The following is a 25,050-nucleotide window of genomic DNA, read 5'->3' as shown; positions in this document are numbered from 1 at the left end:
TAATCCGAGGTCATCATGGACCAGCTCATGGCGATGCGCGCCTTTACGCGGGTCGTGGAGTCCGGCAGTTTTACCCGCGCGGCGGACTCGCTGAATATGCCGATCGCCACGCTGAGCAAGCTGGTTAAATCGCTTGAGTCGCACCTGGATATACGCCTTCTGCACCGCACCACTCGCCGGGTGGTCGCGACGCCTGAAGGGATGGAATACTATGAAAAAGCGCTCAGGGTGCTGATTGATATCGAAGATATCGACACCTCGTTTCGCGTTTCCCGCGCGACGCCAAAAGGGCATTTGCGGGTTGACGTGGGCGGATCCACCGCCCGGGACGTGCTCATCCCCCTGCTTCCGGCATTTATGCAGCGCTACCCGGAGATCTGCATCGACCTTGGCGTGGCCGACCGGCCGGTCGATCTCATCAGCGGTAACGTAGACTGCGTGATCCGCGGCGGTCCGCTGGACGACTCGACCCTCATCGCCCGTCATCTCGGTAACGCCGAAATGGTCACCTGCGCGACGCCGGGTTACCTGAAAAATCACGGCGTCCCGGCCTATCCGCAGGAGCTGCGCAACGGCCACAAGCTGATTAGCTATCTCTCGCCCGTCACCGGACGGCCCTTTCCGTTTCGCTTCCGGCAGAACGGCGAGGCGCTGGAAATCAACATTCCGCACTATCTCGGCGTCAATGAAAGTAATGCCCATCTGGCGGCTGCCGCGGCGGGGCTGGGGATCGTTCAAACCTTTGAGTATTCGGCAAAGTCGTATTTACAGGCGGGCACGCTGGCGGCGATCCTGGGCGACTGGCGCCCTGCCGCGTATCCGTTTCATGTGGTTTACCCGCAGAACCGGCATTTGACGCACCGCCTGAAGGTGTTTATTGCCTGGCTGGCGGAGGTGTTCCCCGCCGCGCTGAAGGGATAGCCGGGCGCAAACCCGGCTGTGGCTTAATTGAGCTTATAGTCCAGCGTAATCTCAGCTTTCAGGAGCTGCGAGACCGGACAGCCCGCTTTTGCTTTCTGAATAATGCCGTCGAACTGCTGCGGGGCGATGCCGGGAACGGTCACCTTGCTTTTCAGGGCAACCTTAGTGATGGCAAAGCCGCCGTCGGTTTTATCCAGAGAGACGTCCGCGGTGGTATCAATGGAATCGGCGGTATAACCCGCTTCACCGAGCATCAGCGACAGCGCCATTGAGAAGCAGGCCGCATGTGCCGCGCCAATCAGCTCTTCGGGGTTGGTCCCCTTTTCGCCCTCAAAGCGGGTATTGAAACCATAAGGCTGCTGATTGAGAACGCCGCTCTCGGTGGAAACCGTTCCTTTTCCGCGCTTAATGTCGCCAGACCAGTGTGCCGAACCGTGCTTATGAATAGTCATTCTTGCTCTCCTTTTGGCTTACAAAGGGTTAAGTATAGACTACGCATCTGACCCACCCTGGAACACAGACAATTCCAGGACTTTCACCTGCTGTACCGACAAAAAGGATAATGATATGGCCCTAAAAATCAGGATGGCCGTTGCCGTCACCACGCTGGCTCTGTCGCTCTCTTCACTGGCGAAAACGCCGGAGAACTTTATCTATACCAGCTCGGGCGATCTCGACGCGGCGTTCCCGCTTGTTGCGCGAAGCGATATCGGCGGCGTGCAGATCGTTTACAACTGGCGCCTGCTGGAACCCGAGAAGGACAGCTATGACTTCTCGCGGATTGAACAGGATCTGGCGCGCGTTAAGGCCGCCGGAAAAAAACTCTTTATTCAAATCCAGGACCGTTTCTTTGAGCCGGACGCCCGCTACGTGCCGGACTATCTCATGCGCGACACACAATACGGAGGCGGGATTGCGCCGCAGTTCGATAACCCCGGCGAAGGCAAGCCGGTCGGTTCAGGATGGGTGGCGCGTCAGTGGGATCCCGCCGTGCGCCAGCGCTACCAGGCACTGCTGGCCGCCCTCGCGAAACGCTTTGATGGCGAGGTGTATGGGGTAAACCTGCCCGAAACCGCCATCGATCTCGATGAAAAAAATCCGCCCGTCGGGTTTACCTGCGACGGCTATTTCGCGGGTGAAATGGAAAACCTGGCCTTTGCGCGAAAGGCTTTTCAGAAATCACACGTGGTGCAGTACGTGAACTTCTGGCCGTGCGAATGGGATAATGACCACAACTACATGGGGCGACTGTTTGCGTATGCCAGCGCCAACAATATCGGCCTGGGTGGGCCGGACATTGTTCCCAACCGCAAGGCCCACATGAAGAACGCCTATCCCTTCTTCCATAAAAATAAACAGACGCTGCCGCTCATCGCCATGGCGGTTCAGGAGCCGACCCTGACCTATAAGGATCCTCAGACCGGAAAACCGTTCACCAAAGCGGAATTTGTCCGCTTCGGCGAAAGTTATCTCGGTGCCGATATTATTTTCTGGAGCACGACGTCTCCCTGGCTAAAGGCGAAGTAATCCCTTCTTATGCCAGGTAGCGCGACAGTTCGTCAAGGAACACGCGCAGCGCGGCAGGCTGGTATTCCCGGGACTGATAAATGCCATGGATGGCAAGCGGTTTCGGCTCAAGCGCCTCCAGCACCGGCACCAGCAATCCCTGTTCCAGCGCGGCAGACGCTTCGCGCTCCGGCAGCATGGCGATACCGCAGTGCTTAATCGCCGCGTCCATCAACAGCGAAGAGATGCTGGCGCTCAGGTTGCCGCTGACGGCCACGCTCAGGCTTTCCCCTTCCGGCGTCAGAAAGTGCCAGGACTGCCCGGCAAAAAAGCTGTAGTGCAGACAGTTGTGCTGCGCTAATTCTTCAGGGCTGACGGGGATACCGTGCTGTGCCAGGTACTCCGGCGAGGCGCAAAGCACCGAGCGACACTCCCCCAGCCGGCGGGCAATCATGCCGGGTTCGGGGTTGTCGGTAATGCGCACGGCGACATCAATGCGCTCTCCCACCAGGCTGACCGGGTGGTTATTCACGTCCAGCTCGATGCGCAGCTGCGGGTAGCGCGAGAGCAGCTCAGGCAGGACCGGCGCAATCAGGTGCATGGCGGTAAAATGGGCGCAGGCCACCCGCAGCGTGCCGGACGGCAGATCTTTCTCCGACTGGCCCTCGATTTCCTGCGAAATCTGCGAGAGCGTCCGCGTTTTTTGCAGCACCTTTTCCCCTGCCGCGGTCAGCGTCAGCTTGCGCGTGGAGCGGTTTACCAGGCGCGTTCCCGCCCACTTCTCCATTTGTTCAAGGTAGCGGCTCACCATCGGTCGGGAAATGCCCAACGCGCGGGCCGCCGCGCTCAAACTGCCCAGCTCGCATATCCGGTTGTAAACCTGAGCGGCGATAACGCGATCCATATAAGCTCCATTTGCTCGATTTATGAAACTAAGCATGTCTTGTTTCAGGAATTCTGGCAAATGAGAATATCCGTACAATAGACACATTCCTGAACAACAGAGACAACAGCATGAAATTCACTCACCTTGCCCTGCTTTCCACCCTTTTCACTCCGGCGGTTTTTGCCGCGCCGTTGAACATTGATACCTATAACCCGCAGGAAAAAGGCATTTTCCCGGTCTCCTCCACGCTGGTTTCCGGCCCGAAAGAGGCGGTGCTGTTTGACGCGCAGTTCAGCGTGAAGGATGGCGAAGCGCTGGTAGAGAAAATTCGCCGCAGCGGTAAAACCCTGAACAAGATTGTGATCACCTCCGGCGATCCGGATTTCTATTTTGGCCTGCAGCCGCTGGTCAAAGCCTTCCCGAATGCCAAAGTGGTGGCCACGCAGCATGTGGTTGACCATATTAAAGCCACCAAAGATGCTAAGCTCGCCTTCTGGGGGCCGCAGATGAAGGACGGCGCGCCAACGGAGCTCGTCGTCCCGCAGGTGCTTGCCTCCACCACGTTCATGGTTGACGGGGAAAAGGTCGATATCGAACAGCCAGACAGCTACGCGGCCTATGTGTGGATCCCGTCGGCAAAAACGATCCTCGGCGGCACCGGGGTAGCCTGGGGTATTCACGTCTGGACGGCAGACACCCAGACGCCGGAAAGCCGCAAGCAGTGGCAGGAAACGCTGGAGAATATGGCCGCGCACAAACCTGAACGCGTGATCCCGGGCCACTACCTGGGCACCCCGCCAGCGGGCATTGGCGCGATTGAGTTTACCCGCGACTATCTGCAGCGCTTTGAAAAGGCTTTAGCCGCGCATAAAGATTCCGCAGGCGTTATCAGTACCCTGAAAAAACAGTATCCAGGCCTGGCTGATGAGAGCTCGCTGGAATTAAGCGCCAAAGTGAATACTGGCGAAATGAAGTGGTAATTTAAAAACGGCTCCTGCTATATTTCCGCGATAGCAGGAGCCCCGCCAAAATATCCCCGCCGTTACCCGTCGATATAGCCACACCTTTTAAAAGCGCATAAAAGCATGCACTTATGTCATTTTTATTTCTAAGATGAATCTGAACCACAACCGGGAAAATATTTGCCATTCTGTTTATGAATTAAATTTTTTGCGAGCCGTACCATTAAACAGACAACGACACGGAGGCAGCATGTTTACTTATTACCCGGCTAATACCGCAGCAGCACAACCTGAACTCGTTAACGCGATTGCGCAGGGTCTTCACGCCGAGCACGGTGCTGTGACTGAAGATGACATTTTGATGGAACTGACCAAGTGGGTGGAATCCACAGATAATGACATCCTCAGTGACATCTACCAGCAGACCATTAACTACGTCGTCAGCGGGCAAAACGCACCCTTGTAAAAACCTGCTAAGCTGGATCTGCAACCTAAGGGGTTACATTTCGTTTGCGTGAGCAAACTGGTCCTTAAAACTATCAACAGGATTGAGGAGTTAACATGAAATCGAACCGTCAGGCACGCCATATTCTGGGACTGAATTACAAGCTTTCAAATCAGCGTAAAGTGGTGATTGAAGGCGACCACGAAACGCAGGTCACTCACGCCACCGGCAGAAAACGCCACGCCGGCAAGTAAGTTCCAGACTGAGATCCAGAACACCATCGGTAATCCCGATGGTGTTTTTGTTTATGTGTTGCGGTAATTAATATTTAGCTCCTTTATAATACCGCCTGACCGCACCCCATCGCACAGGCCAGAAAGATGACAAACAGCAGTGTCAGGGACGGATCTTCATAAAAAGAGTGAGTGACATGGACAACAAACTGAAAAAACATCGTTCCTTATACATCCCATACGCCGGACCGGTTTTACTCGAATTCCCCCTGCTCAACAAAGGCAGCGCCTTCAGCATGGAAGAGCGCAGCAGCTTTAACCTGCTGGGTTTACTGCCCGAAGTGGTTGAAACCATTGAAGAACAGGCGGAGCGCGCGTGGATCCAGTATCAGGGTTTCAAAACCGAAATCGACAAGCACATCTACCTGCGCAACATTCAGGACACCAATGAAACCCTCTTCTATCGCCTGGTGCAGAACCATCTCGAAGAGATGATGCCGGTGATCTACACCCCGACGGTGGGCGCGGCCTGCGAGCGTTTCTCAGAGATCTACCGTCGTTCACGCGGGGTATTCATCTCCTATCAGAACCGTCACAACATGGACGATATTCTGCAGAACGTGCCAAACCACAATATCAAAGTGATTGTGGTGACCGACGGCGAACGTATTCTCGGCCTCGGCGACCAGGGCATTGGCGGGATGGGGATCCCAATCGGTAAACTCTCTCTCTACACCGCCTGCGGCGGCATCAGCCCGGCGTATACCCTGCCGGTGGTGCTGGACGTCGGGACCAACAACCAGCAGTTGCTCAACGATCCGCTCTATATGGGCTGGCGCCATCCGCGCATTACCGACGACGAGTACTATCAGTTTGTCGACGATTTCATTCAGGCCGTGAAGCACCGCTGGCCGGACGTTCTGCTGCAGTTTGAAGACTTCGCGCAGAAAAACGCGATGCCGCTGCTGAACCGCTATCGCGATGAAATCTGCTCCTTTAACGACGACATCCAGGGTACCGCAGCCGTGACCGTGGGTACGCTTATCGCCGCCAGCCGCGCAGCCGGCAGCCAGCTGAGCTACCAGAAAATCGTCTTCCTGGGCGCAGGCTCTGCGGGCTGTGGTATCGCCGAGCAGATCATCGCCCAGACGCAGCGCGAAGGCTTAAGCGAAGAGCTGGCCCGCTCCCGCGTCTTTATGGTTGACCGTTTCGGCCTGCTGACCGACGCTATGCCGAACCTGCTGCCGTTCCAGAACAAGCTGGTGCAGAAGCGCGAGAACCTGAAAAACTGGGATACCGACAACGAAGTCCTTTCCCTGCTGGACGTCGTGCGCAACGTGAAGCCGGATATTCTGATCGGCGTTTCCGGGCAAACCGGCCTCTTCACCGAAGAGATCATTCGCGAGATGCACAAGCACTGCGAACGCCCTATCGTGATGCCACTTTCCAACCCGACCTCCCGCGTGGAAGCGACGCCGCAGGACATCATCGCCTGGACCGAAGGTAACGCGCTGGTCGCGACCGGCAGCCCGTTCGACCCGGTGGTGTGGAAGGATAAAACCTATCCGATCGCCCAGTGCAACAACTCTTACATCTTCCCGGGCATTGGGCTGGGCGTGATCGCGTCCGGCGCGTCCCGCATTACCGATGAGATGCTGATGTCGGCGAGCGAAACCCTCGCGGGCTACTCGCCGCTGGTCAACAACGGTGAAGGGCTGGTGCTGCCGGAGCTGAAAGACATTCACAAGGTGTCGCGCGCGATCGCGTTTGCGGTAGGTAAAATGGCGCAGCAGCAGGGCGTGGCGGTGAAAACCTCTGCCGACGCGCTGCAGCAGGCCATCGACGACAACTTCTGGAAACCTGAATACCGCAGCTATCGCCGTACCTCGATTTAATTCGCTTTGACCGTTCCCTTTTCCACAGGGAGACGCAGTGCGGCCCAATCGCCCGGTGGCGCTTCGCTTACCGGGCCTACGGGCGGGGTGTTTTCCCTCTCCCTGTGGGAGAGGGTTAGGGTGAGGGCATCAGACCGCACCATTGAATACCTACTAGCCAAACTCCTTTTCCCCCGCTACACTCCCTTCATCCATTAACCTACTGAATATATAAGGAGGCCAATTATGCTGTATCGTGAAATTTTCAATGTTTCACATACATTTGGTGATCGCACCAGCTCAAGCGTTATCGGTATCGTGCTGCGATAACTTCTGCTTGAGCGAAGACACCAACCCCTGAAATCCCTTCTCTCGGGCTTACTGAGTTATCGTCAGCGATGTTTGACGAGGCATAAACATGCCTGTAACTCTTGGGTAAGCAACAATGAGCACTTTATTCACTGCACAATCTTTACGCGTTGATACGGCGTTTGGCACGCTCTTCGACTCACTCTCCTTTACGCTGAAAAAAGGCGACCGCATTGGCCTGCTGGGCGACAACGGCTGCGGCAAAAGCACGCTGCTGAAGGTGCTGGACGGCACTGACTCCCCCGCCGCCGGAACGGTTTCGCTGGCCGGGCACTGCCTGATGGCGCGCGTGGAGCAACATCTCCCGGACGCCATTTTCCCGTTGACCATGCTGGATGCCGTACTCGCACAGCTGCCTTTAGCCGAGCGCGATAGCCTGCGCTGGAAAGCCGAAACGCTGCTGGCAGGCATGGGCTTCACGCCGCAGGATATGGCGCTGCAATCCGCCACGCTGAGCGGCGGACAGCACACGCGCCTGCTGCTGGCGCGGGCCCTGATTCACGAGCCGGATCTGCTCCTGCTCGATGAACCCAGCAACCACCTTGATTTGCCGACCATGCTCTGGCTGGAACACTTTCTACAGAACTGGTCAGGCAGCTTCGTGCTGGTCTCGCACGACCGACAGCTGCTGGATGCCGTCACTAACGGCAGCTGGATCCTGCGCGATAAAACGCTGCACTACTTCGCCCTTCCCTGCACGGCCGCCCGCAAGGCGCTTGAAGCAAAGGATGAAAGCGACGCGCAGCGCCACAAGGCGGAGCAAAAGGAGATCGACCGCGTGTCCGCCAGCGCGAAGCGGCTGGCGACCTGGGGCAAGGTTTACGACAACGAAGATCTTGCCCGCAAAGCCAAACAGATGGAAAAACAGGTCGAACGGCTGAAGGAGAGCCAGACGGCGCTCACGGCAGGCAGCCCGTGGACGTTAACCCTGCGCGGCGACGCGCTGCGGGCCGACCGTTTGCTGGAAATGGAAAACCTCGACGTTCCTCCTGCACCTGGCCTGCCGGCGTTATTCAGCATCGAAATGGCGCGGCTAAAAAGCGGCGATCGCGTGGCGATTGTCGGTCGTAACGGCTGCGGCAAATCGTCGCTGATGAGGCTTATCTGGCAACAGTTTGCCGATGAGTCCGCAAACAGCGGGTTGAAAATCCATCCGCGCGTGTCGCCAGGCTATTACGACCAGACGCTTCACCAGCTTGCGGACAACGCCACGCTGCTCGACGCGCTGGAGCCTTTCGCACCGGATCCGCAGAACCGCAAAATGGCGCTGATAAGCGCGGGTTTCCCGTGGTCGCGTCACGGGCAAACGGTCAGCACGCTCAGCGGCGGCGAGCGCTCGCGCCTGCTGTTCGTTGGCCTGACGCTTGCCCGCTACAGCCTGCTGATGCTGGATGAGCCGACCAACCACCTCGACATGGAAGGCAAAGAGGCGCTGGCGCAAACCCTTCAGCAGTTTGAAGGCGGCGTTCTGCTGGTCAGCCACGACCGTCAGTTAATTAGCCAAAGCTGCAACCGTTTCTGGCTGATTGAAGAGGGAAAGCTGAGCGAGTGGCACGATGCAGAAGCGGTGTTTGAGCGCCTGCGTGAAAGCGCGGGGCTGGCGACATCCACCGCGCCCGCCATCGACGCGGCGACGGTTCAACCCTCGCCGTATGACGATCTGCTCGAACGGCTGGTCGCGCTGGAAGCGCTGCTGGAAGACGATCTGGCGCGTAAGCCGAAGCATCAAAAGCCGCAGCTGCAGGCGCAATGGCGTAAAGAGATTGAGGAGATAGAGGCACAGCTGTAAGTCTGCGCCCGGCGAGTCTCTCGTCGGGCCAGTATTTTCCCCCTAAATTATTAGAGGAACGCCGTATTCTTATTCTGAAAATGGATTAAATAATGACATTATGTTGCCGTTGCCTTGCATTACAGCGCCAAACCACTAATCCTTGAGGAGTATTACACCTGCTATGCAGATACTCATCATGAACAAGGAGATACACATGAAGGCTGCTGTTGTCACTCAGGATCATCAGGTCAATATCACCGAAAAAACCTTACGCCCGCTAAAGCACGGGGAAGCCCTGCTGAAGATGGAATGCTGTGGCGTATGCCATACCGATCTCCACGTGAAGAACGGTGATTTCGGCGATAAAACCGGGGTTATCCTGGGCCACGAAGGGATTGGTATCGTAAAAGAAGTCGGCCCCGGCGTGAAGTCGCTGAAAGTCGGCGACCGCGCAAGCGTGGCCTGGTTTTTTGAAGGCTGTGGCCACTGCGAATACTGTAATACCGGCAACGAAACCCTGTGCCGCGACGTGAAAAACGCCGGTTACTCCGTTGACGGCGGCATGGCGGAAGAGTGCATCGTCACCGCGGATTACGCCGTAAAAGTGCCGGACGGTCTGGAATCCGCTGCGGCCAGCAGCATCACCTGCGCCGGCGTTACCACCTACAAAGCGGTGAAGGTGTCCGGAATCAAACCAGGCCAGTGGATCGCGATTTACGGTCTGGGCGGTCTGGGCAACCTTGCGCTGCAATATGCCAAAAACGTCTTTAACGCCAAAGTCATCGCTCTCGACGTTAACGACGAACAGCTGAAGCTGGCTGCCAGCATGGGTGCAGATTTAACCATCAACTCCCGCAGCGAAGACGCCGCGAAAATTGTGCAGGAGAAAACCGGCGGCGCGCATGCCGCAGTCGTTACTGCCGTCGCAAAAGCCGCATTCAACTCAGCCGTTGACGCCGTGCGTGCCGGTGGCCGCGTGGTCGCCGTTGGCCTGCCGCCGGAAGCGATGAGCCTCGACATTCCGCGTCTGGTGCTGGACGGCATCCAGTTGGTGGGTTCCCTGGTCGGCACCCGTCAGGATCTGCAGGAAGCCTTCCAGTTCGCCGCTGAAGGTAAGGTGGTGCCGAAAGTCACGATGCGTCCAATCGAGGACATCAACGCCATTTTTAAAGAGATGGAACAGGGCCAGATCCGCGGCCGTATGGTGATCGACCTACGTTCATAATCGTTCATCTTTCATTACCGCTCCTCGCTGGGGCGGTTTTTTTATAGCCATTTTCCGGCAATCCTTATCTTAATTCCTTGGTTCCCTTGTTTTCCCCCGCGCCCGATGATGAATCCGACGCTAACAAGAAGATAACAAAGGAATTCACCATGCAAACCCCATTTCGTCTGCCGCTGCTGACGGCGCTGATTCTGGCGACAACCGCAGCCTGGGCCGCAGATGCGCCCGTCAAAGGCGGCACGCTGATTTATCTGGAGCAACAGGCGCACACCAACCTCTATCCGCCTGCCGGTGGCTTTTACCCGAACGGCGGCATTCTGAATCAAATCACCGACAAACTGACGTGGCAGAACCCAAAAACGCTGCAGGTGGAACCCTGGGTGGCCGAAAGCTGGACCACCAACGCCGATAAAACCGAATACACCTTTAAGCTTCGTCCCGGCATCACCTTCTCCGACGGCACGCCGCTGGACGCCAACGCCGTGGCGAAAAACTTTGATACCTACGGTTTAGGCAATAAGGCGCAGCGCCTGCCGGTGTCAGAAGTGATCAATAACTACGATCGCAGCGAAGTCATCGACCCGCTGACCGTGAAGTTCTACTTCAAAAAACCGTCGCCGGGGTTCCTGCAGGGCACCGCCACCATTGGCTCCGGTTTGGTCTCGCTCAGCACGCTGAAGCGCAACTTCGAAGAGCTGGGAGATTCCCGCCACATCATTGGTTCCGGCCCGTTTGTGGTGAAGGACGAGAAGCTGGGTCGTGAAGTGACGCTCGAAGCGCGCAAAGACTACCAGTGGGGGCCGAAAAATCTGGCGCAGCAGGGGCCAGCCAATCTCGACGGCATCAAGTTTATCGTGACCCAGGAAGACAGCGTGCGCGTGGGCGCCCTGCTGGCCGGTCAGGCCGACTTTATTCGCCAGGTGCAGGCGTATGACGAAAAGCAGGCGACCGATCGGGGCTATAAGATCTACGCCGCCCCGACGCGCGGGGTGAACGACAGCATCAGCTTCCGCCCGGATAACCCGCTGGTCTCCGATATTCGCGTTCGCCAGGCGCTGCTGCATGCCACCAATGCAAAACAGGTGGTCGAGACCCTCTTCTCGGCCAACTATCCGCAGGCGAAGTCCGTGATTGCCGGTTCCGCCGCAGGCTTTGTCGATCTCAGCGACAAATTGACCTTTGACCCGGCAAAAGCCAACCAGCTGCTGGACGAGGCGGGCTGGAAAGCAGGCGGCGACGGGATCCGCGCCAAAGACGGCCAACGTCTGGCGCTGACGGTGTATGAATCCCTGCCGCAGCCGCAAAACAAAGAGGTGCTGCAGCTGGTTGCCCAGCAGTGGCGCCAGGTGGGCGTGGCGCTGAGCGTCAAAGCCGGAGACGCAGGCAGCCGCACGCTGGATAACCTTGACCCGCTGAAAACCCCGTTAACCGTCTCCGAAGTAGGACGCGCCGATCCGGACGTGGTGAAAAGCATGTTCTACCCGGCTAACCGCGACGCGCTGCTGCAAAAAGGCGGATCCAGCGACAAGGTCAAAAACTTCCGTGACGACAGGCTGAATGAACTGCTGGTGAACATTTCGGCTGAGGTCGACCCGCAAAAACGCCTGCAGCTGACGGGGGACGCCCAGCGCTACCTGCTGGATAACGCCTACGTCATTCCGATTTTCGAGGAGCCGCAGGTCTTTGCCGGCGCGCCGTGGCTGAAAGGCGTCAATTTTGAAGCGGTAGGCCGCCCGTCGTTCTACGGCGCGTGGATTGAGAAACACTGAGGAGCTGACGATGCGCCACGCACTTCTTCAACGCTTTGGGCACGGGCTGCTGGTACTGTGGGCCGCCTTTACCCTCTCGTTCGTGTTGCTCCAGGTGCTGCCGGGCGACGCGGTGCTGATTAAATTTCAGAACCCGGACCTGGGCTTAAGCCCGGCGCAAATCGAGGAGATGCGCGTGGCCTACGGCGCGGACAGCCCGCTGTGGCAGCAATACGGCCACACGCTGCTGGCAATGCTGCGCGGGGATTTCGGCTATTCGCTACAGGCAGGCGTGCCGGTCAGCGAGCTGATTGCCAGCAATCTGCCGGATACCCTGAGCCTCGCCCTGCCCGCGTTTGTACTCGCGGTCCTGCTGGCCTTTGCGCTGGCCTTTGCATCGCGTCTGCCGGGTCTGCGCTGGCTGAGCAACACCCTTCAGTCTCTGCCGGTCCTGTTTATCTCCTTACCGACGTTCTGGCTGGGGATTGCCCTCATCCAGCTTTTTTCTTTTCAGCTGCGGCTGATCCCGGTGATTAACCCGACGCCGCTGCAGGGGCTGATCCTGCCGATTGTGACCGTCGCGATCCCGATCTCCGCCCCGCTGGCGCAAATTCTGATGCGCAGTCTGGACCAGGTGGCGACGCAGCCGTTTGTCGCCGTCGCCCGTGCCAAAGGGCTGAGTGAAACCGCCGTCCTGTGGCGTCACGTGACCGGCAACGCCCTGCTGCCGGTCCTGAACATTGCCGGGCTGCTGCTGGGCGAGCTGATTGCCGGGGCGCTGATCACCGAAACCGTTTTTGGCCGCAGCGGGCTCGGGCAGCTGACCCAGCAGGCGGTGAATAATCAGGATATCGCCGTGCTTCAGGCGGTAGTGATGATTTCCGCCCTCGGTTTTGTCCTGATCAATCTGCTGGTGGATCTGCTGATGCCGCTGCTGGATCCCCGTCTGCAAACCGTTACCGGAGGTGCATCATGAGTCTGGTCGATTACGCGGCCGCCGCGCGAAAACGCGTTCCTGCCTGGCAGGGAGTGGAATGGCAGCCGGGACTGTGGCTGGCATGGGGGGTGATTATTCTCGCCGCTTTTGCCGCCGTAGCGCCCGGCCTGTTAACCCACTACAGCCCGATTGAGGGCATCGCCGGGGCACAGCGCCTGGCACCGCAGGCCGGTCACTGGCTCGGGACCGATCAGCTTGGCCGCGATGTTTACACGCGTATCGTATATGGCGCCTCCCATTCCCTGAGCGCGGCGCTGGCCGCCGTGACGATGGGGCTGGTGGTCGGCACCGGCTTAGGGGTGATCGCCGGGGCGTTCGCCGGGCGCGTCGAGTCTCTGCTGATGCGCTTCGTCGACGTGTTGCTCTCCATCCCGTCTCTGCTGCTCTCGCTGACGGTGATTATTCTGCTCGGGTTTGGCACCGTTAACGCCGCGATTGCCGTCGGCGTTGCCTCCATTGCCAGCTTCGCCCGCCTCGCGCGCGGTGAAGTCGTGCGTATCCGCCATACGGATTATGTCGAAGCGGCGTTTGGCAGCGGCGGGACGTTTTTCGCCGTGCTGTGGCGACACATCCTGCCCAACGCGTTAACCGCCGTCCTCGCCTTTGCCACGCTGCAGTTTGGTCAGGCCATCCTGGCGCTCTCCACGCTGAGCTTTCTCGGCTACGGCACCCCGCCGCCGGTGCCGGAATGGGGCTTACTGATTGCCGAAGGCCGTAACTATCTCTCTACCGCCTGGTGGCTCACCACCTTCCCCGGCGTGGTCGTCATCGCCGTGGTGCTGGCCACCAACCGTATCAGCCAACAGTTCAGCGGAGGTCGCTAATGACCGTTCTCTCAGTGGAAAATTTGACGATTAGCTACCGTACCGCTCGCCAGTGGCGAGAGGTGGTGCATAACGTCAGCTTCACGCTCGGACGAGGGGAAATGCTGGCGTTCGTCGGCGAATCCGGATCCGGCAAGACGACCACGGCGCAGGCGATCATTGGCCTGCTGGCCGATAACGCCCGGCGCGATGCGGGAAAAATATCGCTCAACGGCGAGGAGATTAGCCGATGGTCCGCGAAGCGTCTCGATACCCTTCGCGGGGCGAGAATTAGCCTGGTACCGCAGGATCCGGGTAATTCGCTCAACCCGGTGAAAACCATCGGGGCGCAGGTCGGAGAGATCGTTCAGCTCCACCAGAAGGTGACCCGCGCCGAGCGCGACGAGCAGGTGCTCGCCCTGCTGACAAAGGTCGGCCTGAGCCACCCCGAACAGCGCATGACGCAGTATCCCCATCAGCTCTCCGGCGGGATGAAACAGCGCGTGCTGATTGCCATCGCCATTGCCCTGCGCCCGGACGTGATCGTTGCCGATGAGCCCACCAGCGCGCTGGATGTGACGGTGCAAAAACGTATTCTCGATCTGCTGGATATCCTGCGCCGGCAATCGGGTACCGCCGTTCTGTTTGTCACCCACGATCTGGCGCTGGCCGCACAGCGTGCGGACAGGCTGCTGGTGTTTCGCGATGGCGAGGTTCAGGAACAGGGCAACACCGCCGATATCGTCCGCACGCCGCAGCACGCCTACACCCGCCAGCTGTTGAGCGACCTCCAGGGCCAGCGCCTGACCATCGCCCCGGTAGCCGGTCTCCCGCTCGCGTCGCCGGCCATTCGCGCCCGCGCCATCAGCAAGCAATTCTCCCTGGGCAAAGGTCATCAGCTTCAGGCGCTGGATCGGGTGACGTTTGACGTCAGGCGCGGCAGCACGCATGCGCTGGTCGGTGAATCCGGCTCCGGGAAAACCACCCTCGCCCGTATTTTGCTGGGTTTTGAACAGGCCGACAGCGGACAGGTCATCATTGATGATATTGATGCCACCACGCTCAGCCGCGAGGCCCGCCGTCAGCTGCGCCAGAAGATCCAGTTCGTCTACCAGAACCCGTTTGCCTCTCTCGACCCGCGACAGACGCTGTTCGAGATCATCGAGGAGCCCCTGAAGAACTTTTCTCGACTCAGTAAGGCGCAGCGAAAGCTCCGGGTGGAGACGGTGGCGCAGCGGGTTGCCCTGCCCGTCGAATTCCTGACCCGCACCGCCCGGGAGCTTTCAGGCGGACAGCGCCAGCGCGTTGCCATTGCCCGGGCGCTGATCCTGGAGCCGACCATTCTGGTGCTGGACGAAGCCACCTCCGCGCTGGACGTCACCGTGCAGGCGCAGATCCTGGCTCTGCTTCAGCAGCTGCAGCAGCAGCTGAGATTGACCTACCTCTTTATCACGCACGATCTGTCTACCGTCCGCCGGATCGCCCACAGCGTCACGGTGCTGCGCGGCGGTCAGGTGGTCGAACAGGGCGACGTCGGAACCTTATTCGCGTCGCCGCAGAACGACTATACCCGCGAGCTGATTGACGCCATTCCCCATTTTTCACCCGCTACGGAGGAGTTCGCATGACGCGAAAACGCCTGGGATTTTTCACCCGCCTGCTTGACGACGCTGCGCCGAAGGAGCGCTATCGTCTGGCAACTGAACAGATCCGCCACGCCGAACGCCACGGTTTTAACAGCGCCTGGATTGCCCAGCACCACTTCCACGAAAGTGAAGGCGGCCTGCCGTCGCCGCTGCTGTTTCTGGCGCACGTAGCCGCGCATACCGAAACCATCCGCCTGGGCACGGCCATCATCACCCTGCCGATGGAAAACCCGCTGCGCGTCGCGGAAGATGCCGCCGTGCTCGATTTACTCGCCGATGGCCGTCTTGAGGTCGGTTTTGGTTCGGGCGGCACACCGACCTCATTTCTGCCGTTCGGACTGACGTTCGAGGAGCGCGGCGCGGCGTTTGCTGACCATTTGCATGTGATCCAAAGCGCCTGGCGCGGGGATTCGCTGACCCATCCGGATAACCACCTTTACCCGCCTGCGCCACAGCTGGCCGACCGTATCTGGATTGCCACCTTCTCTGTTGACGGAGCCGTTCGCGCCGCCCGGGCCGGACACGGTTTAATGCTCTCCCGCACGCAGCCGCGCCCGGCAGATCGGCTGGATTTAACGCTCGACGAGATCCAGAACCCGATTGTGGATGCCTACCTTGAGGCGCTGCCTGCGGGCATCGCACCGCGCATTCTGGCCTCCCGTACGGCGTTCGTCGCCGACAGCGACGACTATGCGCTCAGGGTCGCAACGCCGGGCCTCACGAAACAGGCCCAGCAGCATCGCGCTGCCGGGCACGTGGTTAAAGGTGACAACGTCACCGATTATCGCCGCCAGTTTGACGCCCATATTGGTTCGCCCGATACGGTGCTGCATTCGCTGAATGCCGACTCCATTCTCAGGCGCGCCACGGATATCTCATTCCAGGTCCATTCGGTCGAACCCACGCATCGCGACACGCTGCGGTCCATCGAACTGATCGCCGAACGTATTGCCCCCCACATTCTTTGAGGAGACACCTATGTCGTTAAGTCAGGACATTCTCGCCGAGCTGGCGGAAATTAAACCCGGTTCCCCTCTGGCAGAGGCGCGCGCCACGCGTGATGCCGCCACGCGACACGCGCAGGGCAGCTACGAAATCCTCTTTAGCCAGCAGGATGCTGATTTTGCACTCGACGAGCGCTTCGCCGTGGCGGCAAAAGTCGCCAGGTGGCACAGCGCGGAGGCGCTGGCAGCACACTATGCGGGGTTTGGCCTGGCCGACCCCACCTCAGAACGCCTGACCCCGGCGCTGAATTTCGCGCGGCTGCTGACGTTCTCCCCCGTCGAAGCGACGCCCGCAGCGTTAAGGGCGCTGACCCAGGCGGGATGGAGCAAGGAAGGCATTGTTACCCTGGCGCAGCTTATTGCGTTTGTGAGCTTCCAGAGCCGACTCATCACCGGGCTGCGGCTGCTGAATGACAGGCCCGTCGCCAAAAGCGATGCGCCGGTGGCGGCAGGCATCTGGCACACGACCGCAACAACGGTCACCGGAAAGGCGGCCCCCGTCGCGTTCACCCAGCAGGAGCTGGGATGGGAACCGTGGATAGCGGCCAAACCGCTGGCGGATTTCAGTGACGATGAGGTTGCCATCCTGGCGAAATTTGGCCATACCGATTCCGAGTACTTCCGCCTGCTGGCGCGCAACCTGCCGGTGCTTGAACAGCGCACGTTAACGGATAAAGGCATTTTTTATACATCGGGGGGATTGCCGCGCGCCGAGCGCGAGCTGGCCGCAACGGTCGCCAGTAAAATCAACGGCTGCATTTACTGCGCATCTGTCCATGCGCGTAAAGCCAGCCAGCTGTCAAAGGATGACGCGGCGGTAGAAGCCCTGCTGGCCGTGAGGCCGGGGCAGTCCCTGAGCGAGGGGCAATCCGCACGCTGGCAGGCGGAAATCGATTTTGCGGCGGCGCTGTCGGTCACGCCGCCTGCCGCCACGCCGCTGCACCTTGCCGCGCTGGAAAAAGAGGGGCTGGATACCTTAGCGCAGCTCGATCTGGTGCAGTCCGCCGCGTTCTTCGCCTGGGCCAACCGCCTGATGCTGACCCTGGGTGAGCCCTGGCTTGCCTGAAATCTGTCAGGCTAGCGCGCGAGCGTTAGCCTGAGCCCGTCTGGCCCGCAGGTGGCCGTAGATCAGCAGTGCACTCATGGCCGAGAACGAAAGTATTGCCGCCGGCAGCGTGACGTAACGCCAGCTAAAGCCGAGGACAATCATCATCCCGCCAAAGTACGCGCCAATTGCACTGCCGAGATTAAACGCCATCTGTCCCCCTGCCGCCCCCAGCATCTCACCGCCCTTCGCATTTTGCAGAAGCAGAATTTGTAGCGGCGCAGAGAGCGCGAACAGCCCGGCGCAGCAGATAAAGCCCATGACCAGCGAGGCCGTTTTCAGTTCACCAAAGGCGAAAAGCAGCAGCAACGAGGCGACAATCACCATGTCGGTGGTGGCCGCAATGCGCAGCGGGCTAAAACGCCCCGAGAGCTTACCGCTCAGCAGATTGCCCAACACCATGCCAAGCCCCATCAGCATCATGATGGCCGTCATCATCCCTTCTGAATAACCGGAGACGTTGACCATAAACGGCTTAACGAAGCTGAACCACGCGAACACCCCGGCGTTGCCAAACATGGTGGCGGCAAAAATCAGCCAGGGTTCTGGTTTTTTCAGAAAGTGGAACTGCTCGGTTAATTTGATTTCTGATGTGTCGCGGATGTCCGGCACCCAGAGCAGAACCGAAAGGATCACCAGCGCATCGAACACGGCAATCAGAAAAAAGGTATAGCGCCAGCTAAACTGGTGCCCGAGCCAGGTCCCCAGCGGAACGCCCATCAGGTTGGCCACGGTCATGCCGGCGATCATCCCAGCCACCGCGACCGTCACCTTACCCGGAGGCGCAATTTTAGACAGGATAATCGCCCCGACGCCAAAAATAGCCCCGTGCGGAAAGCCGGAAATCAGCCGCCCCACCGCCAGCCAGAAATAGGACGTGGAAAACGTGAACAGGGCATTGCCGACCGCGGACATCGCCACCAGAAACAGCAGCGTGGTTTTTAACGAAAACTTGCCTGAGAACAGCGCCACAATCGGGGCGCCAATCACCACGCCGAACGCATAAAACGAGATCATATTCCCGGCTGAGGGAATCGAAATACCGGTGTCATGTGCCAGCTCGGTTAACACGCCCATAATGCCAAATTCGGCCATTCCCAGGCCAAATGTGCCAAGCGCCAACGAAAAAATTGTCTTTTTCATACTTCAACCACTGGTTAATCACACGCGACGGACATTATTGAATAATCTTGTATGGTGAGCCAGTTCAAATCCGTTGGCTGGCAGGTTAATCCATTAATTCAGGTGGATTACACTTCATAGTGCGGCCTCGCTTTTTTCCGCGCCGGACAATCTGAGGATGACCATCATGGGAAGCAAAAAGAAAACCAGTGTCGCTGTTGATGTCGTAAAGAATGCTCCGTTAAAGACCAAAGAGTATGAACAAGAGCTACGTCGCCTCCACGTTGAACTGGTTAAGCTCCAGCAGTGGGTCGTCGCCAAAGGGCTAAAAGTGTGTATTGTTTTTGAAGGACGCGACGGAGCGGGTAAAGGCGGCACCATTAAAGCGATCACCGAGCGCGTCAGCCCTCGCGTGTTTCGCGTTGTTGCCCTCCCTGCACCCACCGAGAAAGAGAAAACCCAGCTCTATTTTCAGCGTTATGTTCCCCATCTGCCTGCCGCCGGTGAGATCGTCATTTTCGACCGAAGCTGGTACAACCGCGCGGGTGTCGAGCGGGTAATGGGATTCTGCACCCCCGAGCAGGTTGAGAAGTTTCTTGATGGTGCGCCGGTGATGGAAAAAGCGATGGTGGATGCCGGGATTATCCTGCTGAAGTACTGGCTGGAGGTCACGCCTAAAGAGCAGGAGCGCCGCCTGCGCGACCGTATTAACGATGGTCGTAAAATATGGAAGCTATCGCCGATGGATATTAAGTCCTTTAACCTGTGGGACGAGTATACTCTCGCGCGCGACGCCATGTTTGAAGCGACAGATACCGCCTGGGCGCCGTGGTTTGTAGCGCGTTCAGAAGATAAAAAACGCGTGCGTCTGAATATTATTTCTCACCTGCTCACCCAAATCCCCTATAAAGAAATTCACGTCGAAAAAGTGGATTTACCGAAACGTAAAATTGGTAAAGTCAAACCCACAAAATATCCGTTCCGGTATGTGGAGGAGCGGTTCTGAAATTACTGGAATACGCCTCGCAGAATGTAGATTACCAGGGGATACGGTATTGTTTTTTGTTGGCTGCGGTTGATAATGACCGCACCAACAAAGGAGATACTATGACATACCCAGCAGAGCACACACCCTCCCAACGCATAAAATCGGCAAAACCGTCGAGCAACACCGCACCAGACTCCGCTGACCCGCGTCAGCCATCAGAAGCGGATCGTTCATTTATTCGCTCTATGAATGAGTTTGTCGAAAAACATGGAACCATTACTGATGATGAGTTTTTCAGGGTGCTTTAATGCTGAGACAATTTAATGTTTTCCGAAATACATCTGCGGCCACCCGGGATAAGCTTCCCTATTATATGCTCATTCAGGATGATTGTTATGATGATCTTGCCACGCGCGTCATTGTGCCGCTCGCGAGAAATAATAAATTACCGTTATGGCAGAGCCATCTGGCTCCAGGCGTAAATATCGATTTTGAAACATTTCTGATTTATTCGCCAATGATAACCAACCTTAACAATAACAAAATAAATCCTAAAGACTTTGTTTGTAACTTACGCCACGCACGTCATGACGTTATAGCGGCAGTTGATCGTTTATTGACTAACACATGACGCCAGCCGGTCAGGCATTTGCCCTGTCCGCGCAAGCGCAGCGCCGCCGGGCAAAGCCGACGGCGCAGGTCTTACTTCATTCCTTCCGTGCTTTCCCGTTTCGCTTCCAGTCGTTCCACATCACGATACCAGCGCGGGTGGTGTTTCTGCGCCCAGCGGCGGCTCACCTTCCCTTCAATCATCCCTTTAATCGATCCCTTTACCCAGAATGCCATATACATATGGATCAGGATGGCGTGGATGAGAATGATGGCCGAGGTGGCGTGGATCAGCAGCGCGTAGCGAATCACCTGAATCGGAAAATAGTGCGCAAAATACGGGCGCCAGATAATCACGCCGGTCACCAGAAGCACAAAAATCATGCTCATGATGGTCCAGAACATCATTTTCTGCCCGGCGTTGTATTTTCCCACCTTCGCGACCTTATGCTCGTTGCCCTTCAGGACTTCGACGATCCCTTTCACCCACGGGATATCCTGCTTGTCCGGGATGTTGTGGTGGACAAAGCGCACGAACATAAACATCAGCACCACGAAAATCAGCACGCCAAAGAACGGATGCAGAATGCGTCCCATCTGCGGCGTGCCGAAGGTTTCAGTCAGCCACTGCAGCGTCGGGAAGAAGAACGAAATCCCCGATACCGCCACCAGGAAGAAGCAAATCACGACCGTCCAGTGACAGGCGCGGTCAACAAACTTCGTGCGCACGATCGTTTTCGACTTACTCATGATGCTCCTCCTCGTCCTCATCCACCTCTTTGTTTGGCCCGACCCCAATGTAGTGGTAAATCAGCCCGGCAAAGGTGGCGATAAAGCCCGCCGCCGAGAGCGGCTTAAGCGCCCCTTTCCACAGGTTGATGGAGGTATCGATCGTCGGATCCATCGGCAGGTTGTGGTACAGCTCCGGCTGGTCGTTATGGTGCAGCACATACATCACGTGCGTACCGCCCACGCCCGGCGGGTTATAAATGCCCGCATTCTCGTAGCCGCGCGCTTTCAGCTTGTCCACGCGCTGTTGCGCCACGTCCAGCATCTCTTTTTTGGTGCCGAAGTGGATCGCCCCTGTCGGACAGGTTTTCACACACGCAGGCTCCTGCCCGACGCTGACGCGGTCCACGCACAGGGTGCATTTGTATACCCGGTTATCCTCTTTATTGAGGCGCGGGATATTAAACGGACAGCCCGCGATGCAGTACCCGCAGCCGATGCAGTTGTCCTGCTGGAAGTCGACGATACCGTTGGCGTACTGAATAATCGCGCCGGCAGACGGGCACGCCTTCAGGCAGCCCGGATCTTCACAGTGCATGCAACCGTCTTTACGGATGAGCCATTCCAGCCTGCCGTTCTGCTCGGTTTCGCTAAAGCACATCACCGTCCAGGATTTGGCGCTCAGATCCGCCGGATTGTCGTAGACCCCCACGCAGTGCCCCACCTCGTCGCGGATATCGTTCCACTCCGAGCAGGCCACCTGGCAGGCCTTACAGCCCACGCAAGAGGAGACGTCGATAAGCTTGGCGACCTCTGCCTTATAGTCCCGCGCGCGGGGCGCGGGGGTAATCGGGTTGGTCGCGGAGCGTTTGATAACGTCTTGTGTTTCCATCGCCATTGAATCGCTCCTTACGCTTTCTCGATGTTGACCAGAAACGCCTTGTACTCCGGCGTTTGCGAGTTGGAATCGCCGACGTTTGGCGTCAGGGTGTTGGCGATGTAGCCTTTCTGCGCCACGCCCTCAAAGCCCCAGTGCAGCGGGATCCCGACGGTTTCCACCTGCTGGCCGTGCACGTTCAGGCATTGAAGACGACGGGTCACCACCGCCACCGCGCGAATAAAGCCGCGCTTGCTGCTCACCTTCACGCGGTCGCCGTTGGCGATGCCTTTCGCCTTCGCAAGCGTCTCGCTGATCTCCACAAACTGTTCCGGCTGCGCGATGGCGTTAAGCCGCGCGTGCTTGGTCCAGGTGTGGAAATGCTCGGTCAGGCGATAGGTCGTCCCTACGTACGGGAACTTGTCCTTTTTGCCTAAGCGCAGGACGTCGTCTTCGTAGATACGCACCACCGGGCTGGAGACCACGTTCGGATGCAGCGGGTTGGTGCCGAGCGGCGTTTCCATCGGCTCGTAGTGTTCCGGGAACGGCCCTTCCGCCAGCTTGTTGAGGGCAAACAGGCGTCCCAGCCCTTCCGGCTGCATGATGAATGGCCCGGTGTTGCTGCCCGGCGCGGCGGTGTTGTAGTCCGGGATATCGTTCCCCGCCCACTTCGCCCCGTTCCACTGGATCAGCATGCGTTTCGGATCCCACGGCCTGCCGTTTACGTCTGCAGACGCGCGGTTGTACAGCACGCGACGGTTCAGCGGCCACGCCCATGCCCAGCCCAGCGTATTGCCCAGCCCGGACGGATCGGCGTTGTCGCGGTTGGCCATCTGGTTGCCCTGCTCCGTCCAGCTGCCGGCGTAGATCCAGCAGGACGACGCCGTCGTGCCGTCATCGCGCAGCAGCGCGAAGCTGTTCAGCAGCTGGCCTTTCTTCGCCACCAGGTTGCCGCTGGCGTCATAGAGATCCGCCAGCGCCACGCCGTTGTTCTCTTTGGCGACTTCCTCTGACTCAGGATGGTCAGGCTGCTTGTAGCTCCAGCCCATCTTCAGCAGCGGCTCAGCGCCCTTGCCGCCTTCGGTGCGGTACATTTCGCGCAGGCGATGGTAAATCCCGGCCAGGATCTCGCCGTCGTTACGCGCTTCGCCCGGCGCATCCTGGCCTTTCCAGTGCCACTGCAGCCAGCGGCCAGAGTTAGCGATTGAACCGTCTTCTTCCGCAAAGCAGGTGGACGGCAGGCGGAACACTTCGGTCTGAATCGACGCCGGATCGACATCGTTTGATTCCCCGTGGTTCTGCCAGAAGGTGGACGTTTCGGTCACCAGCGGGTCGATAACCACCATGTACTTCAGCTTGCTCAGGCTGCGAACGACTTTGTTCTTGTCCGGGAAGGAGGCCACCGGGTTAAAGCCCTGGCAGATATACCCCGTGACGTCGCCCTTATCCATCATGTTGAAATACTTGATGACGTCGTAAGCCTGGTCCCACTTCGGCAGCCACTCAAAGCCCCAGTCGTTCTCCTTCTGCGCCGCGTCGCCGTAGAAGGATTTCATCAGGCTGACGTAGAACTTCGGATAGTTGCTCCAGTAGTTCACCTGGTCCGGCAGCGTCGCTTTCGGCGTATTGGCCTCAAGATACGTTTGCAGGTCGGCCTGCTTTTCCGACGGCAGCGTCAGGTAGCCCGGCAGGCTGGTGGAGAGCAGACCGAGGTCGGTCAGCCCCTGAATGTTGGAGTGCCCGCGCAGCGCGTTTACGCCGCCCCCCGCCATGCCCATGTTGCCGAGCAGCAGCTGGATCATCGCCATGGTGCGGATGTTCTGCGCGCCAACGGTGTGCTGCGTCCAGCCCAGCGCGTACAGGAACGTGGTGGTTCTGTCGGCGGCGCTGGTGGAGGCAAGCACTTCACACACCTTCAGGAAGTCCGCTTTCGGCGTGCCGCAGATGTTTTCCACCACCTCCGGCGTATAGCGGGAAACGTGCTGTTTTAGCAGGTTCCACACGCAGCGCGGGTGCGTCAGGGTTTCATCACGCAGCGCGTAGCCGTTTTCATCGAACTGATAGTTCCAGGACGTTTTATCGTACTGGCGTTTTTCGGCGTCATAGCCGCTAAACAGCCCGTCATCGAAGGCAAAATCATCCCGCACCAGCAGGTTCGCGTTGGTGTAGTGCTTAACGTATTCCGCGTTAATTTTGTTGTTTTCGATCAGGTACAGCAGCACGCCGGACAGGAACGTAATGTCCGTACCGGAGCGGATTGGCGCATAGATATCGGCAACCGATGCCGTACGCGTAAAGCGCGGATCGACGACGATAAGCGTCGCATCGTTGTTGTTTTTCGCTTCCATCGCCCAGCGGAACCCCACCGGATGGGCTTCCGCGGCGTTACCGCCCATCACCACCACGACGTTAGCGTTTTTGATATCAACCCAGTGGTTGGTCATCGCACCGCGACCAAATGTTGGAGCAAGACTTGCTACCGTTGGTCCGTGTCAGACGCGCGCCTGGTTGTCTACCGCCAGCATGCCGAGAGAGCGCACAAATTTTTGCGTCAGCATGCCGGTTTCATTACTCGCCGCAGACGCGCACAGCATCCCGGTGGAAAGCCAGCGGTTAACCGTCACGCCCTGGGCGTTCTTTTCAATAAAGTTGGCGTCGCGGTCGGCTTTCATTAATTTGGCAATACGGGAGAAGGCCTCATCCCAGGAGATACGCTGCCACTTGTCGGAACCCGGCGCGCGGTATTCCGGGTAGCGCAGGCGGTTTTCGCTGTGAACGTAGTCCAGCAGCCCCGCCCCTTTCGGGCAAAGCGCCCCGCGGCTCACCGGATGATCCGGATCCCCTTCAATATGGTAAATCGCTTCTCTGGCGTTCTTCGCGCCATCGCCCAGGCTATACATCAAAAGCCCACAACCTACGGAGCAGTATGTGCAGGTGTTACGGATCTCTTTCGCGCGCAGCAGCTTATAGTTGCGTGCCTGAGCCAGCGCCATTTTGGGAGCAAATCCCAGCATGGCTGCCGTTGTTCCGGCCATACCGCCCGCGCAGATTTTAAAAAATTGTCTGCGGCTGACGTCCATTGTTGTCCTCGTTTTCATATAAGACTTCGCGCCGCAAACTAACAGCAAAGCCCCTGTTTTTTTTGCGTCAAATCAAGGTCATCTGCCTTCACCCCCTTAATAGTCACCCCCGGAACCTTTAAATACTCCTTTTTGATTAACGGTTTAAGA

At 58.2% G+C, this 25,050-nt stretch carries 23 protein-coding genes; 17 read left to right on the top strand and 6 right to left on the bottom strand.

Translation table 11 applies throughout. The features are described 5' to 3' along the window. The first annotated feature begins 15 nt into the window (after positions 1-15). Positions 16-921: a LysR family transcriptional regulator gene (locus tag M2422_RS03125; RefSeq protein WP_064672584.1), complete on the top strand. Its 906-nt coding sequence runs from the start codon at positions 16-18 to the stop codon at positions 919-921. A gap of 23 nt (positions 922-944) precedes the next feature. On the opposite strand, the gene M2422_RS03120 is transcribed toward M2422_RS03125, so the two are convergent. Next, positions 945-1,373: an OsmC family protein gene (locus M2422_RS03120; RefSeq protein WP_023311893.1), complete on the bottom strand. Its 429-nt coding sequence runs from the start codon at positions 1,371-1,373 to the stop codon at positions 945-947. 115 nt (positions 1,374-1,488) lie between these two features. Here M2422_RS03120 and M2422_RS03115 point away from each other — a divergent pair, with 115 nt between their 5' ends. Further along, on the top strand, positions 1,489-2,448 hold the full coding sequence (locus M2422_RS03115; RefSeq protein ID WP_064672585.1) for a hypothetical protein: 960 nt from the start codon (positions 1,489-1,491) through the stop codon (positions 2,446-2,448). Between the two features lie 7 nt (positions 2,449-2,455). Here M2422_RS03115 and M2422_RS03110 read toward each other — a convergent pair whose 3' ends face one another. Beyond that, on the bottom strand, positions 2,456-3,331 hold the full coding sequence (locus M2422_RS03110; protein WP_064672586.1) for a LysR family transcriptional regulator: 876 nt from the start codon (positions 3,329-3,331) through the stop codon (positions 2,456-2,458). Between the two features lie 110 nt (positions 3,332-3,441). Between M2422_RS03110 and M2422_RS03105 the strand changes: the two genes are divergently transcribed. From M2422_RS03105 to M2422_RS03050, 12 genes are all read left to right on the top strand, one after another. Beyond that, a complete protein-coding gene (locus M2422_RS03105; protein ID WP_064672587.1) occupies positions 3,442-4,293 on the top strand; it encodes a Vmh family MBL fold metallo-hydrolase in 852 nt (283 codons plus the stop codon). A gap of 232 nt (positions 4,294-4,525) precedes the next feature. Beyond that, a complete protein-coding gene (gene bdm / locus M2422_RS03100; protein ID WP_013096534.1) occupies positions 4,526-4,741 on the top strand; it encodes a biofilm-dependent modulation protein in 216 nt (71 codons plus the stop codon). 95 nt (positions 4,742-4,836) lie between these two features. Next, the gene (gene sra / locus M2422_RS03095; RefSeq protein WP_008501714.1) at positions 4,837-4,974 is read left to right on the top strand and encodes a stationary-phase-induced ribosome-associated protein; all 138 of its coding nucleotides are present in this window, start codon (positions 4,837-4,839) and stop codon (positions 4,972-4,974) included. Positions 4,975-5,150: 176 nt separating this feature from the next. Next, on the top strand, positions 5,151-6,848 hold the full coding sequence (locus M2422_RS03090; protein WP_023311897.1) for an NAD-dependent malic enzyme: 1,698 nt from the start codon (positions 5,151-5,153) through the stop codon (positions 6,846-6,848). Positions 6,849-7,272: 424 nt separating this feature from the next. Continuing rightward, positions 7,273-8,985: an ABC-F family ATP-binding cassette domain-containing protein gene (locus M2422_RS03085; RefSeq protein WP_064672588.1), complete on the top strand. Its 1,713-nt coding sequence runs from the start codon at positions 7,273-7,275 to the stop codon at positions 8,983-8,985. Between the two features lie 196 nt (positions 8,986-9,181). Beyond that, the gene (adhP, locus tag M2422_RS03080; RefSeq protein WP_259139929.1) at positions 9,182-10,192 is read left to right on the top strand and encodes an alcohol dehydrogenase AdhP; all 1,011 of its coding nucleotides are present in this window, start codon (positions 9,182-9,184) and stop codon (positions 10,190-10,192) included. Positions 10,193-10,341: 149 nt separating this feature from the next. Next, positions 10,342-11,961, top strand: a complete 1,620-nt coding sequence (locus M2422_RS03075) for a TIGR04028 family ABC transporter substrate-binding protein (RefSeq protein WP_064672589.1) — start codon at positions 10,342-10,344, stop codon at positions 11,959-11,961. Between the two features lie 10 nt (positions 11,962-11,971). Then, positions 11,972-12,916 carry an ABC transporter permease gene (locus tag M2422_RS03070; RefSeq protein WP_024909556.1) on the top strand — a complete coding sequence of 315 codons (945 nt, stop codon included), beginning with the start codon at positions 11,972-11,974 and terminating at the stop codon, positions 12,914-12,916. After that, the gene (locus tag M2422_RS03065) at positions 12,913-13,761 is read left to right on the top strand and encodes an ABC transporter permease (RefSeq protein ID WP_047060936.1); all 849 of its coding nucleotides are present in this window, start codon (positions 12,913-12,915) and stop codon (positions 13,759-13,761) included. The genes M2422_RS03070 and M2422_RS03065 overlap by 4 nt, the downstream gene beginning before the upstream one ends. Next, positions 13,761-15,368, top strand: coding sequence for an ABC transporter ATP-binding protein (locus tag M2422_RS03060; protein ID WP_064672590.1), 1,608 nt, complete (start codon positions 13,761-13,763; stop codon positions 15,366-15,368). Before M2422_RS03065 ends, M2422_RS03060 begins: the two co-directional genes overlap by 1 nt. Continuing rightward, on the top strand, positions 15,365-16,354 hold the full coding sequence (locus M2422_RS03055) for a putative FMN-dependent luciferase-like monooxygenase (protein WP_064672591.1): 990 nt from the start codon (positions 15,365-15,367) through the stop codon (positions 16,352-16,354). Before M2422_RS03060 ends, M2422_RS03055 begins: the two co-directional genes overlap by 4 nt. Before the next feature lie 10 nt (positions 16,355-16,364). Next, the gene (locus M2422_RS03050) at positions 16,365-17,456 is read left to right on the top strand and encodes an alkylhydroperoxidase domain protein (RefSeq protein ID WP_064672592.1); all 1,092 of its coding nucleotides are present in this window, start codon (positions 16,365-16,367) and stop codon (positions 17,454-17,456) included. 6 nt (positions 17,457-17,462) lie between these two features. On the opposite strand, the gene araJ is transcribed toward M2422_RS03050, so the two are convergent. Beyond that, positions 17,463-18,638, bottom strand: a complete 1,176-nt coding sequence (araJ, locus tag M2422_RS03045) for an MFS transporter AraJ (protein WP_064672593.1) — start codon at positions 18,636-18,638, stop codon at positions 17,463-17,465. 166 nt (positions 18,639-18,804) lie between these two features. Between araJ and ppk2 the strand changes: the two genes are divergently transcribed. The 3 genes from ppk2 to M2422_RS03030 all read left to right on the top strand — a co-directional run bounded on the left by ppk2 (position 18,805) and on the right by M2422_RS03030 (position 20,236). Beyond that, positions 18,805-19,623, top strand: coding sequence for a polyphosphate kinase 2 (gene ppk2, locus M2422_RS03040; RefSeq protein ID WP_033145639.1), 819 nt, complete (start codon positions 18,805-18,807; stop codon positions 19,621-19,623). 101 nt (positions 19,624-19,724) lie between these two features. Then, complete coding sequence (locus M2422_RS03035) at positions 19,725-19,913, top strand: hypothetical protein (RefSeq protein WP_048976763.1); 189 nt, start codon at positions 19,725-19,727, stop codon at positions 19,911-19,913. After that, on the top strand, positions 19,913-20,236 hold the full coding sequence (locus M2422_RS03030) for a CcdB family protein (RefSeq protein WP_072057726.1): 324 nt from the start codon (positions 19,913-19,915) through the stop codon (positions 20,234-20,236). Before M2422_RS03035 ends, M2422_RS03030 begins: the two co-directional genes overlap by 1 nt. 71 nt (positions 20,237-20,307) lie before the next feature. Here M2422_RS03030 and fdnI read toward each other — a convergent pair whose 3' ends face one another. Genes fdnI through fdnG form a run of 3 tightly spaced genes read right to left on the bottom strand, consistent with a single transcriptional unit; the run spans position 20,308 to position 24,900 of the window. After that, entirely contained in the window at positions 20,308-20,964 is a 657-nt protein-coding gene (fdnI, locus tag M2422_RS03025) for a formate dehydrogenase-N subunit gamma (RefSeq protein WP_054829650.1), read from the bottom strand. Further along, the gene (gene fdxH / locus M2422_RS03020; RefSeq protein ID WP_064672594.1) at positions 20,957-21,841 is read right to left on the bottom strand and encodes a formate dehydrogenase subunit beta; all 885 of its coding nucleotides are present in this window, start codon (positions 21,839-21,841) and stop codon (positions 20,957-20,959) included. The genes fdnI and fdxH overlap by 8 nt, the downstream gene beginning before the upstream one ends. An 11-nt stretch (positions 21,842-21,852) precedes the next feature. After that, the gene (gene fdnG, locus M2422_RS03015) at positions 21,853-24,900 is read right to left on the bottom strand and encodes a formate dehydrogenase-N subunit alpha (RefSeq protein ID WP_155739945.1); all 3,048 of its coding nucleotides are present in this window, start codon (positions 24,898-24,900) and stop codon (positions 21,853-21,855) included. Positions 24,901-25,050 lie beyond the last annotated feature (150 nt).

The sequence above is a fragment of the Enterobacter sp. SLBN-59 genome (assembly GCF_024807915.1).
GTDB lineage: Bacteria > Pseudomonadota > Gammaproteobacteria > Enterobacterales > Enterobacteriaceae > Enterobacter > Enterobacter asburiae_B.
This window is presented reverse-complemented; position numbering and strand designations above follow the sequence as displayed.